The organism is Phaeobacter sp. (genome assembly GCF_022825805.1).
Classification (GTDB): domain Bacteria; phylum Pseudomonadota; class Alphaproteobacteria; order Rhodobacterales; family Rhodobacteraceae; genus Phaeobacter.
Genome location: NZ_JAJDWC010000052.1, coordinates 1 through 12,051, shown reverse-complemented (window position 1 = coordinate 12,051; position 12,051 = coordinate 1). Strand labels below are relative to the sequence as shown.

Genomic DNA, 12,051 nt, shown 5'->3' with positions numbered 1-12,051 from the left:
AGCGCGGCCAACGCCCATGAACAGGCGTTGCGACAGACGCCCCAGAGACAGACAACAGAAAGACCTCAGTGCCATGCCCAATGATGCCTCCGCGACGCACAGCCCTGACCGCCCGGTTGCAGTGATCACCTCCCATGGGCAGCCCTCGGACCCTGCCCCTCAAGAGGCAGCACTGGCTGCAGTGGCCGCTGCTGTCGCCCCGTTGCTGCCTGATTGGCAGGTGAAATCCGCAACGCTGTCGACGCCTGGCCTCCTTGAAGAGACGGTGGAAGCTGGGGCTGTGGTCTATCCGTTCTTCATGGCCAACGGTTGGTTTACCGCAAACGTGCTGCCCAAACGGCTGAGCGATGTGGCCTGCACGATCACCCCGCCTTTCGGCCTTGACCCAGATCTGCCTGCGCTGGCCTGTGAAGCTCTGCGCGAGGCCTGTGACAGCCGCGGCTGGACGTTGGAGCAAACCCGCGTTCTGTTGGCCGCCCACGGCTCAGCGCGTGGTCCGAAAGCCGCCGAAGCTGCCGAGGCATTTGCCGATCTGATGCGCGCTACCGTGCCGGGCATCGATCTGCGCACCGGTTATGTCGAAGAAGACCCCCGCATCGCCGATACCGCGCGGGACATTGAACAGGCTCAGCCTACCCAAAACAGCTTGTGCCTGCCCTTCTTTGCCCAGGCCGGGGAACACGTCCGCGACGATATCCCCGAGGCGCTGGAGGAAGCGGCCTACACTGGTGACACCCTGCCGGTTCTTGGCGCCCTGCCCGCAGTCCCTGCCCTGATCGCAAAGGCCATTTGCCGGGCCAAGACGGGTTAGAGAACACCTGGGCTGTAAAAACACCTGGGCCACCAACTGGGCCATCTCCAGGTGTATGACTTAGTTCCTGTCGTCAGAGATCCGCCGCTAAACCGCGACGGATCTATTTTATGGCACCGCCCGACGGGCCCAAACAGCTGCAGATGCGGTGTTTGGCCTGTCTGCCAAGTGATTTGCGACAGCTTCCGTTTGCCGCTCCGACCAATGCATCAGATCCGGTGCGGCGTCCGCTGCGGCCTCATCCTGCGCAAGGAAACCTGCGACAATCGCAATCGAGAGAAGCAACAGCCGGATCACGCGTCCGATTCCTATGCGGCGGAGACAAGCCGCCCGGTTAGAACCGGTAAACACCAAACAAACCAACGGATGTGCCACTGGTGTCGCGCACGATGGAGCTGTCTTTTGCGTCGCCCGTCAGCTGTGAATAGGTCACCGCACCTCCCAGGCTGAAGCGCTCCGTGATCGGCACCTGCAGGCCGATTTCGAAGTTGATCGCATGAAAGCCGCTGCCTGCGGTATACTGGCTCAGACCTGATGTGGCGGATTGCGCCGCGCTCACGCCGTAGTAGGTGCTGTTGTAGTCATCATTGCCCCAATCCGCCGAAAGGCCCGCGGTCAGCATCGGGCCCAGATCTGCGGGAGAGTCACTTTGCGCCAGGCTAGCAAAGGAGGCACGCCCCATCAGGACGCTCAGCGGAACCATGCCTTCCACCCCAACACTGGCGCTGACACCTTCGGAACCTTTGCTGTATTTTGTAACCTCAAAAAACGGCGTGATCGGGCCAAATTCATATTCGACGCCCAGATTGTAGGTCGCGCCCCCATCGATATCGCCCAGCCCGCGCAGAAAGACGCTGTCGCTTTCCTTGCGGCCCTCATCATAACCGATGGATGCCGACACGCTGAAATCATCCGTTTTGACGACATAGCCACCGATGCCAGCAGGGCCGATGAACAGGCGATCCCGCCAGATCAGCTCCAACACCGGAAATCCAGAGGTCTCTTGCTCGCTGGAGCCCAGATATTCGGGCTTTGAAAAGACACCGATCCCGATGCTGCCTTCCCAATCCCCTTCTGCGCGCACCTGCGTGGCAACCAGAATGGAATAGGCTGCCAAAACCACTGCAATTGTTTGTTTTTGCGTCATTTTCATCAGTCTTGAACTTTCTTTTCGAGGTGTTTCAACGCTGGTTTAAGACCTGGGTGTACCGCCATGATCCCGAGAACTGGCAAAAGTGTAAAAAAGTGTCATGGGGCTATTTCGCCTCTGATGTCTGATCAGCGGTTAGCGCGGGACGGTCAGAGCGAGACGGTCACCCCGCCTTTGGGTCAGCCGCAGCAGAACAGGGATCAGGATCAGGGTGATGAAGGTGGCAAACAGCACTCCAAAGGCCAGTGAAACAGCCATCGGGATCAGCATTTGCGCCTGTTCGGATGTCTCCGTCACCAGGGGAAGAAGCCCGACAAATGTTGTGACGGAGGTCAGCATGACAGCGCGGAAACGGGAGGCTCCGGTTTCCATCAACGCCGCCACAATGGGCTGCCCGGTGTCGCGTACGGCCCGGTAGCGGCTGACCAACACCAGTGAATCATTCACCACCACGCCGCTCAGCGCCAAGATGCCAAAGAACGACAACAGGGATACGGGATGCCCCGTCGCCAGATGGCCCAGCACCGCACCGATCATCCCAAACGGAATAGCCAGCATGATGATGAAGGGCTGCGTGTAAGACTTCAACGGGATCGCCAGCAACGCGTAGATCATCATCAGGCCCAGAACGAACCCACTGCTCAACTGGTCTGTCGCCTCTTCCTCTTCGGCGGCTTCGCCGGAAATCGCCACGGACAGACCGCCGTATTCGGCTTTGAGCCGGACAAAGATCGTCGTCTCAAGCCGTTCAACCAGTGCCGTCACCGAGGTCAGATCCTTGTTGACCTTGGTGGACAGCTCCAGGGTGCGCGCGCCGTTGATCCGCTTCAGTTCCGGCAGCGATTCCTGTCGGCTCAGGCGCACGACGCTGTCCAAGGGCACAAAACTGCCCGCAGGGGTGCGTATAAGAACCCGGTTCAGATCGCTCAGGCTGTTGCGCTGTTCCAGTGGATAGCGGACCCGCACCTGCACCTCTTCGCTGCCGCGCTGAATGCGCTGCGCGTCAAAGCCAAAAACCGCGTAGCGCAGCTGGGTGATGACATCCCGGTTGGTCAGGCCCAGCGCCTCACCCTCCGGCCACAATGCAAACGACAGCTCCTGCTGTTCGGTGTCCAGATCGGTGAGCAGATCGTAGGTTTCAGGCAGGGTTTGCAGGTGTTGCTGCAAGTCACCCAAGGCCGCAGCGGTTTCCGCCGGATCATCAGAGCTGAGCGCGATCCGCAGATCCTCCGCCCCATCGTCATCGGAATAGAGCTCCATCTGCCGCACGCCCCGCAAGACACCCGTAGCTGCGCGCCAGGTCTCAACAAACAGATCAGATCCAAAACCGCGCTGATCACTGTTCAACAGACCCACGGATAGGGTCAGGGCCTCCGGCTGTGATGAGGTGATAAAATAGCTGGTCACGACCGACTGCTGCAGGCCGTTGTCGCGCTCCAGCTTTGCGGCGGTCTGCAACAGACCAGCCTCCAGCTCCTGCGCGATTTCCCCCGCCCTGTTGGCAGGGACGCCGCTGTCCAGGGTGACCACCATATGCACCTGCGTGGAATCGCGGTCCGGGAAGAAATTAGTCTTCACAATGCCTTGCGTCATCAATCCGATCGCAAAAACGAAGCTGGCGACAAACACCAAAAGCGTCTGGATAGGATGCGCCAACGCAACGCGCAAAACTGGCAGGTAAAGGCGACGGATGGTCCAGTCCATGCCGTGTTCGACCGCGGCTTGCAGAGGCCGCAGCCACCGCCCCACCCCACGGATTGGACGTGTGGGCGACACATCGATATGGGCCAAATGGGCGGGCAGAATGAACCGGGATTCGACGAGAGAAAACAACAGACACAGGATCACCACCACGGCGATGACCTGAAAGGCACCGCCAAAATCGCCCGAAATCATCGTCAGCGGAAAAAACGCAGCAACCGTGGTCAACACACCAAAGGTGGCGGGAGTGGCCACTTCGAGCGCGCCGCGGATTGCGGTGTCTACACCGCCACCCTGTTGATCCTGCACTTGGCGTTTTCGCGCATAGATGTTTTCGCCCGTGACGATGGCGTCATCGACCACGATCCCCAGGGTGATGATAAAGCCAAAGGTCGACAGCGCGTTGAGCGAATAGTCAAACCAGTCTGGCCCCATCACATAAAGCGCACCGGCAAAAGACACCGGAATGCCAAGCGCCACCCAAAACGCCACCCGAATGTCGAGAAACAACGCCAGCATGGCAAAGACCAGCACCATGCCGGTCAGGGCGTTGTTGGACATCAGCGTCAGCCTGTCACGGATCAGATCCGCCTCGTTGAGCCAACTGTCGAGCGTGATGTCTGCTGGCAACCAGGGCGCGGCGCGCAGATCTTCCACGGTCTGCAACACGGCCTCTGCGGTCTCGGTGATCGATTGTTTGCCGATCAATTGCACGCCAAGACGGATGGTTGGCTGCCCGTTGTAGATCGATACCAGCTGCTGATCGTCAAACCCGTCCACCACAGTGGCCACATCAGACAGGCGCAGAACCGCGCCGTTCGCACCCTGCCGGATCAGCGTGTCCATCAGATCTGGGCCGAAATAGGCCTGATTGCGGCTTTGCAGGCTCAATCGGCCATTGGCGGCTTCCAACGTGCCGGCGGATAGGCTGATCGACTGGCTCTGCACCGCCAGCGCCACCTCTTCGAAGCTGATCCCATAGGCCCGCAGCTGGTCTTCTTGCAGCTCGACGGCGATTTGCGCTGCGCGGCTGCCTTCGGTGGTGACCTTGCTGACGGTCGGAAGGTCCAGCAATTGCGCCCGGACCCGGCGTGCTGCCTCCTTTAGTGAGGCGTGGTCTATGGCACCGGACAGCTGCACGTAGATCACGTGGCGCTCGTCCTGCTCCAAAGTGATCGTGGTGCTTTCCACCTCTGCAGGGAAGCTGGTGATGGCGTCAACGCGGTCTTTCACATCGGATTTGAGCCGCTCCATCGGATAATCAGGCACCGCCCGCACAAGGACCTCGGCAGATGACGCGGTGATGGTCGAGGTGATTTTCTCCACCCCCTGCAAACCATTGAGTGCGTCTTCGACTTTCACCGCGGCTCCCTCCTCCACATCCTCTGGCGAGGCGCCATTGAAGGTAACGGTTACGATCACATCGCGCGGCGGATCGGCTGGGAAGCTCTCGGTGCGCATGGCGAGGCCGGTCATTAGCCCCATTGCCAGAATGATCCCCATCAAAAGGTTCGCCGCCACGCTGTTGCGGGCAAACCAGCCGATCCAACCTTCGGCCCCATGACGCGACATCATTGGACATCCTCCTGCAGGGCGTTGGCCGCGCGCAGGGCCGGGTCTGGCCGCGGCTCGGCCAGGATCCTGGGGGCGACGACGGCACCATTAAGATATCCGCTGCGCGGCACCGCCAGGCGCAGGCTCTGTTCAGACCCGACAGGCGGTGCGACAAAAACCGTGTCCTCGGTTACAAACACAGGCACCACAGCGTGGGAGCGCAGCCGATTGCCTTCATCCAGCGCCCAGATTTCGCCGCGCGTCGTCAGCAATGCCTGAGGGATCGCATATAGCGCTGCGTGGCTGCGTCCCTCGATCCGCGCGGTCAGAAACGTCCCAGGCATGACATCGGCCCCTGGGGCCAGTTCGACCACAACTGTGATCCAGCGATTGTCGGCATCAACAGTCGGGTCCACACGCACCACACGGCCCTGCACCACACGCCCCTGCACTTCGTTCCCCTGTACCACGTCCCCCTGTGATGCGGTCAGATCAACTGCTGCGCCAATCGGTGTGCCGAGGCGCGCAAATTGACGGGCGCTGAGCGCGATGGCCACCTCCAACACGCGGCGATCAAACACCTCTGCGATCTGGGCGCCGGCCTGCACCATTTCGCCGGGGTTGAGCGTTCTGCTGGCCACCACCCCATCGAAGGGCGCGGTGATCCGGGTTTGCTGCAAATCATGTTCTGCTTGTGCGACTGCGGCCTGCGCGGCAACAACTGCGGATTTGGCAGCGATCAAATGTGGTTCGCGCAGCGTCAGGGCGCTTGCCTCTCCCGCCAGGCCGGACGCTGCCCAGTCATCCGCCGCCAGTGTGCTGCGCTGCTCTTCTTCCAGCAGGGCGCGTTCAGCCTCCGCCAGGGTCGAGCGTGCAGCAGCCAGCGCACTGCGGTAGCTGATGTCTTCGATCTGGGCGAGCAGATCACCGCGCTGGAAATGTGCCCCGGTCAACAGCTTGTCACTGACCATGACCACCCGGCCACCAACGCCCGCGGCAAGGCGGCTTTGCCAGCGGGGCTGGACCTGTCCATATGCCGTGATGATATCGGTCTGCGGCCCAGGCTTCAGCACATGGACATCCGCCTGTAACAGCGCGCGATCTTCTGCCTGGGCGGGCTCTGGCGGCGTTTCAGTCGGATAGGCCACAAAGACGACAGCCGCAGCCAGCACCGTTGCGCCCAATAGATTCTTGAGCATGGTCGTTACACTCCTTTTCCCAGCGCCAGCCCCAAGGCGACGCGGTTGTTCAATCGATCTTTGCGGACGCTGAGCAATTGGCTCTGGATGTCGAACACCGCGCTGCGAGCACTCAGAAGATCAAGAATGGTGGCGAGCCCAGCGCGATAGCGGGTTTCAAAAACCCCTTCGGTGGCGCGGGCGTGCGCCACCGCTGCAACCAGCTGCGTTTCGCGACGCGCCAACAGGCTCTCCTGATCCAGGGCCTGCTCGACCTCGGAAAATGCCAGCACAGCAGTCTGCAGATATGAAATCATCGCCCGATCCGCCCGGGTCTTTGACGCCTCAATGGCGGCTCTGCGACGCCCTGCCTCAAAAATCGGCACCGTCAACGCAGAGGCCAAGGACCAGACCGTCGCGCCCTGACTGAGCGCGCTGAAATCACGACTGGTGCTGCCAAACTGACCGGTAAGAGAGATCTGCGGCAGCAGCTCTTTCTGGCTGACAGCGATCCGGCTGTTGGCGGCCACGGCGTCCTGCCAGGCGGCTTGCATATCTGGGCGCGCGCCGAGAACTGACAATGGCACCCCGGGCGCAGGAGTGGCGCGCAACCGCGGGAGGGTTCCGGGAACCGCCAGATCATTGTCCGGGTACTGCCCCAGCAGCACTTCGACCCGGCGCACCGCATCATGCGCGCGCCCCTGGTTTTCGGCCAGCCGTGCCTCCGACAGGGCGACATCGCGGTCAATCGCAGAAAGATCCTCAAGCGCGCCGATGCCTGCACGAAAATTCGCGCGTGTGTTGTCCGCACTGCGTTGCAGAACCTTCAACCGACGGCGTTCCAACTGGTATTGCTGGCGCGCCTCCGTTGCATCGAACCAGGCCTGCATCACCTGTGCCGCCACGGAATCGCGCATCGCCTGATGGCGAAACCCCTCGGCCGTTTGGTCGGCACGGGCAGCGCGGCGCTGATCTGCCTGCCGGCCCCATAGGTCGATTTCCCACTGCACGTTCAGCGTCGGTGCCACGGTTTCACCGGAGAGATTTCCGCGGCTGGCATTGATGTCCCCAGACAGCTGCGGCACCCGCTCTGCGGTGATGCTGGCAAGATCGATGCCCGCCAACTCCAAACGCTTTGCCGACTGCCGCAGGTCGAGATTGCCGCTGAGGGCTTCGCTGACTGCGGCGGTCAACAGGGGATCATCAAACAGATCCAGCAATCCTTGCGAGATAGGAGCATTGGTCGACGCTGACGTGGAAAACGCGGCCGGCATGTTCAAAACGGACGGCGCCGAGGGCAGCTCAACCGGCTCAAGCGCACTGCATGCCGCAAGAACTGACATCACAGATAGGGCCAAGACTGCGCGCCGGGTGACGCGCGGGGGTTCGAAATGGGATCTGCCGCCCATGATCTATCCTTCAACTGCCACAGCGCACAGCGCCGTTGTTGGGATGGCAGGTAGGAAGCGATTGTCACCGGTTTGTGCCAACGCCCGATCAAATTGTAAAAAAATGTGTCAGCTGACCGGGCTGGGACAGATGATGACAATTGAACAATTCTGTTTGCTGCTCCGGACCGCTAATCTGACCTTTGAACAACGCAAAAACTTGGGACAAGAAACCGTGCAGGAGCCGCATATTCTGGTCGTTGATGACCACAAGAACATCCGCGAGCCATTGGCCGATTATCTCAAACGCAACGGCTTCAGAACCAGCACAGCGGGCAACAGCACCCAAGCCTACGCAACATTGAAAACCGCGCGGATCGACCTGGTTGTGCTGGACATTCTGATGCCGGGCGAAAGCGGTCTCGACGTCTGCCGAAGGATACGTGAAACCCACGACATCCCCGTGATCCTGCTGACAGCTATCACCGACGAAACCGACCGCATCGTCGGGCTGGAACTGGGGGCGGATGACTATGTCACCAAACCGTTCAACCCACGGGAACTGCTGGCGCGGATCCGGGGTGTTCTGCGCCGGGTCAACAGCCTGCCAAAACAATACTCCGGCCTGTCGGATGGTTACATGCAATTTGGCCCCTGGCAGCTTGACATGAGCCAACGGCAACTGGCCCGAACCGATGATGCACACCCGTCCGTGGAGTTGAGCAGCGTTGAATTCAAACTGTTGGCCACCTTTTTGCAGCACCCGCGCATTGTTCTGTCACGTGATCAGCTGCTTGATCAGGTGCGCGGGCGCAGCGGCACGGTGTTTGACCGCAGCATCGACAACCAGGTCAGCCGCCTGCGCAAAAAGATCGAACAGGATCCCAAAAACCCTGAGTTCATCAAAACGGTCTGGGGCGGAGGCTATACATTTGCCTGCGATGTGGTGCGCCTATGACCCTGATACCACGCAGTCTTGCCGGATATCTGATCGCCTCGACCGTGGTCGCCACGGTTCTGACCCAGACACTGATCAGCAGCGTCTTTCTGATCTATCAGGATGCCAAGTTCGACAAATTCGAGGATCTGTATTTCTACCAGAAAATCATCAGCACCGCAGAGTATCTCCGCAGTGCGCCCACAGCGACCCATCGCCAGATTCTGGAAACCGCCAGCAACGATGAAACCACCTACACGGTCGCCACCGCGCCCAAAGGCACCCTGCCCCTGCCCGATACGACAGATGCCATGGTGCTGCGCGATCATTTCGGCGACCAAAATGTGCTGACAGAAGAGCGCACCATCAATATCAAGGATCTGCTCTGGATCCTCTTTGGCGATGCCGCCGAGGTCTGCGTGTTGACCCCGGGCACAGCGCCCGAGATCCTGGCCTCCGATTGTCCTTTTGTTACGATTTCAGTGCAGCTTGACGACGGCAGCTGGCTCAATGTGCGCACCTTCGCCAATGCCGACATCAGCGTCTATCTGGCGCCATTTGCTCTCTCGGTGCTCACCTCGCTCCTTGGCATTGGCGGCAGTGTCACCATCCTGGCCCGCAAGATCACCCGCCCTTTGCGCGATCTCTCCCATGCCGCCGAACAGTTGGGCCGCGGCGAAACCACTGATCCCATTCCGGTCTCAGGCCCTGCCGAAGTCGCCAAAACCGCCGATGCGTTCAACCGCATGCAAGAGCGACTGACCCGGTTCGTGCGCGACCGCACCACCATGCTGGCTGCCATCAACCATGATCTGCGCACCCCGCTGACCTCCTTGCGTTTGCGGGCCGAGTTCATCGAACAGGACGGCCTGCGCGCAGATATGATCGAAACCACCGAAGAAATGCGGGCCATGGTCGACAGCTACCTGGCGTTTTCCTTTCAGGAGGCAGCCGAAGAAGACCTTCAACCCGTTGATTTGGGCGCGGTGTTGCAGGATCTCACCGCGCAAGAACCAGACGTCGATCTCCGGATCCATGACAGCTGCGTCAGCCTGTGCCATCCCGTGTCGATCAAACGGGTGTTTCGCAATCTGATCGGAAACGGCATCAAATATGGGGATCGCGTGCAGATTGCCCTGCGTTGCGTCGAAGATCAGATCTGCTTGGATTTTCAAGATGATGGGCCTGGTATTCCGGCGCAGATGGCCGAAGAGGTCTTCACTCCGTTCACACGGCTTGATCACTCAAGAGATGTGAGCGATGGCAGCGTTGGCCTGGGTCTGTCGATTGCCCGCAGCATCGTGAGGCGACGTGGCGGGGATGTGTTTCCGATCACGAACGAAAATGGCCGGTTCGCCATGCGCGTGATCCTGCCCCACGCTGGCCTGCCTGCAAAGGGCGCTGGGTAACGGCACTGGCTGACAGCGCAACCAAGAATCCCGTGAGCGAACAATCAAAGGGAATGCGACGCCTGGTCGGCAACATCAGCGCACTGGAGCCGCTGCTGCGCTCGCACTGCCGCGGCTATATCGTCACGGCTACATTCCCACGCCCGCATACGTCGCAGATCACACCCAGTGATGCGAACACCAGCTCTGCCCAGCCCCTTCAAAAAGAGCCACTTTTGGGGTTGCGCCCCTCCCCGAAGAAAAATAAAACTTGCGTCAGACAGCGCCGCCGGACACCACCCGGCACCCCGGTGCAACAGAAGGCGAGTTGGCGGAGTGGTGACGCAGCGGATTGCAAATCCGTGTACACCGGTTCGATTCCGGTACTCGCCTCCAAACAGTCTTTTTGAAGACTAACCCCATGAAAGCATTGAAAAACAAGGATTTCCGCCTACCTTAAACGGTATGATGGACTATAATTTGGACTATATTGGGCTAGAAAATCGACCTGATTATCACGCCCCGACTCTCGTGCCGCTCTCTGCCAAAGGTGGGAAGTACTACGTCTGCGTTACAATACCCGATGTCCTCAGAAAGGGTTCTCAAAAGCAGATGATGCGTTCGACCGGTACAACAGACCCAAGAGTCGCCAAGACAAAACTGGTTCCGTTGGCCAACCAAATCTACGCTGAGTTTGATCGAAAGCTGACTCGGCTACATAAGCAATATGTAAATGAGACCAATGAAATTGGCTTCACCCAGACAATTGGCGACTTTTCCAATGTTTTCGTTACTAACCCCTTGGCGATCCAGATGCACGGCTTGGACAAAGACCCAGCACTCAAGATCACCAGACTCTTACCTACCTGGATTCAGCACTTGGAAGATACCAACCAAGGCGACTACAAGGAACGCACATCTCGCTTCAATAAATTGAATGAGTTCGTACAAGTCGTGGGCGACTTGAATGTCCAGGACGTAGGCAAGGTCCATGGTTATCAATATGCCAAGTGGAACCACGCCCAGGGTAGAGCCAACAAGACAATTACTTCCCTGAACACCAAAGTTTCGGCGTTTCTCACATGGTGTGAACAAGAGGGTCACATCCAGGAAAATCCGTTAGTTAACATGAAGCTGTCCAATTTCGGTAAGAAGTCTTTGCCTTATCTGCCATTTGAACCTGACGAACTTCGCGGTTTGTTCGATCAAGAAATGGCTGAACAGGACCGGCTATGCTTAACGATCCTCGCTACCACTGGAGCACGATTGGACGAGATTGCTCTTTTGACTTGGGATCAGATCAAAACAGACTTTGGCGGGTTGATGTATCTGGACCTACGTCCGGATGAGACCGTTGTAAAAACGGATGGCTCCCATCGCGTAATTCCGATCCACTCACAGATTGCCCCACTTCTCAGTGGAGGAAAGGGCCGCGTTTTCGATTACAAGATCGACAGGAATGGAAAAGCACAAAACGATGCCAGCAGCCAACTGATGGAATATGTCCGAACAGTGACAAGGCATCCACGCAAGGCCGTGCATTCACTTAGAGGCACGTTCAAACAGATGCTCGAAAACGCTGGCGTCACCGAAGAAATGGTAGAGCAACTTGAAACAGGCCAGATTTCACTTGGTGAAATTGAGCGGAGCATGAAGGACAACGCGGTTGAAAAACGGGTCAACGACAAGATTACAGGTCACTCTGCAAGAGACGTGTCCGGCAAGTATGGATTTGGGCCCCTTCTTATTCCTAGAGCCATTGCAGTCGAACGCTTGGACTTATCTTTTCTGAACATTTCGAAACACTAGGCAGCCGACTCATAAAACTCGATCCACAGTCTGACGGATGCCAGTTTGATCATCGACAGGAAATTGCGTGACGTCTTTTCGTATCGGGTTGCGATGCGACGGAACGAGGCTTTCAGCCTGCCAAAGAACCGCTCG

9 protein-coding genes, 1 tRNA gene and 1 pseudogene are annotated in these 12,051 nt (G+C 58.8%); 5 read left to right on the top strand and 6 right to left on the bottom strand.

Going from position 1 to position 12,051, the window contains the following annotated elements; all coding sequences use genetic code 11:
• Window positions 1-73: 73 nt before the first annotated feature.
• A complete protein-coding gene (locus Q0C28_RS05795; RefSeq protein WP_293573709.1) occupies window positions 74-811 on the top strand; it encodes a sirohydrochlorin chelatase in 738 nt (245 codons plus the stop codon).
• Between the two features lie 108 nt (window positions 812-919).
• Here the strand turns inward: Q0C28_RS05795 and Q0C28_RS05790 are convergent, their stop codons facing one another.
• The 5 genes from Q0C28_RS05790 to Q0C28_RS05770 all read right to left on the bottom strand — a co-directional run bounded on the left by Q0C28_RS05790 (window position 920) and on the right by Q0C28_RS05770 (window position 7,803).
• The gene (locus Q0C28_RS05790) at window positions 920-1,108 is read right to left on the bottom strand and encodes a hypothetical protein (protein ID WP_293573707.1); all 189 of its coding nucleotides are present in this window, start codon (window positions 1,106-1,108) and stop codon (window positions 920-922) included.
• A 37-nt stretch (window positions 1,109-1,145) separates the two neighbouring features.
• The gene (locus Q0C28_RS05785) at window positions 1,146-1,958 is read right to left on the bottom strand and encodes a MipA/OmpV family protein (RefSeq protein WP_293573705.1); all 813 of its coding nucleotides are present in this window, start codon (window positions 1,956-1,958) and stop codon (window positions 1,146-1,148) included.
• 138 nt (window positions 1,959-2,096) lie between these two features.
• Window positions 2,097-5,237, bottom strand: a complete 3,141-nt coding sequence (locus Q0C28_RS05780) for an efflux RND transporter permease subunit (RefSeq protein ID WP_293573703.1) — start codon at window positions 5,235-5,237, stop codon at window positions 2,097-2,099.
• Window positions 5,234-6,415, bottom strand: a complete 1,182-nt coding sequence (locus Q0C28_RS05775) for an efflux RND transporter periplasmic adaptor subunit (RefSeq protein ID WP_293573702.1) — start codon at window positions 6,413-6,415, stop codon at window positions 5,234-5,236. The genes Q0C28_RS05780 and Q0C28_RS05775 overlap by 4 nt, the downstream gene beginning before the upstream one ends.
• Window positions 6,416-6,420: 5 nt before the next feature.
• The gene (locus Q0C28_RS05770) at window positions 6,421-7,803 is read right to left on the bottom strand and encodes a TolC family protein (RefSeq protein WP_293573701.1); all 1,383 of its coding nucleotides are present in this window, start codon (window positions 7,801-7,803) and stop codon (window positions 6,421-6,423) included.
• Window positions 7,804-7,936: 133 nt separating this feature from the next.
• Between Q0C28_RS05770 and Q0C28_RS05765 the strand changes: the two genes are divergently transcribed.
• From Q0C28_RS05765 to Q0C28_RS05750, 4 genes are all read left to right on the top strand, one after another.
• On the top strand, window positions 7,937-8,740 hold the full coding sequence (locus Q0C28_RS05765) for a response regulator (protein WP_293573700.1): 804 nt from the start codon (window positions 7,937-7,939) through the stop codon (window positions 8,738-8,740).
• Window positions 8,737-10,128, top strand: a complete 1,392-nt coding sequence (locus tag Q0C28_RS05760) for an ATP-binding protein (protein WP_293573699.1) — start codon at window positions 8,737-8,739, stop codon at window positions 10,126-10,128. The genes Q0C28_RS05765 and Q0C28_RS05760 overlap by 4 nt, the downstream gene beginning before the upstream one ends.
• A gap of 301 nt (window positions 10,129-10,429) precedes the next feature.
• A tRNA-Cys gene (locus Q0C28_RS05755) sits at window positions 10,430-10,503 on the top strand.
• An 84-nt stretch (window positions 10,504-10,587) separates the two neighbouring features.
• Complete coding sequence (locus Q0C28_RS05750; RefSeq protein ID WP_293573698.1) at window positions 10,588-11,916, top strand: DUF6538 domain-containing protein; 1,329 nt, start codon at window positions 10,588-10,590, stop codon at window positions 11,914-11,916.
• On the opposite strand, the pseudogene Q0C28_RS05745 reads toward Q0C28_RS05750, so the two are convergent.
• Window positions 11,913-12,051: pseudogene (locus tag Q0C28_RS05745) on the bottom strand (IS5/IS1182 family transposase); the annotation flags it as partial. The gene Q0C28_RS05750 and the pseudogene Q0C28_RS05745 overlap by 4 nt on opposite strands.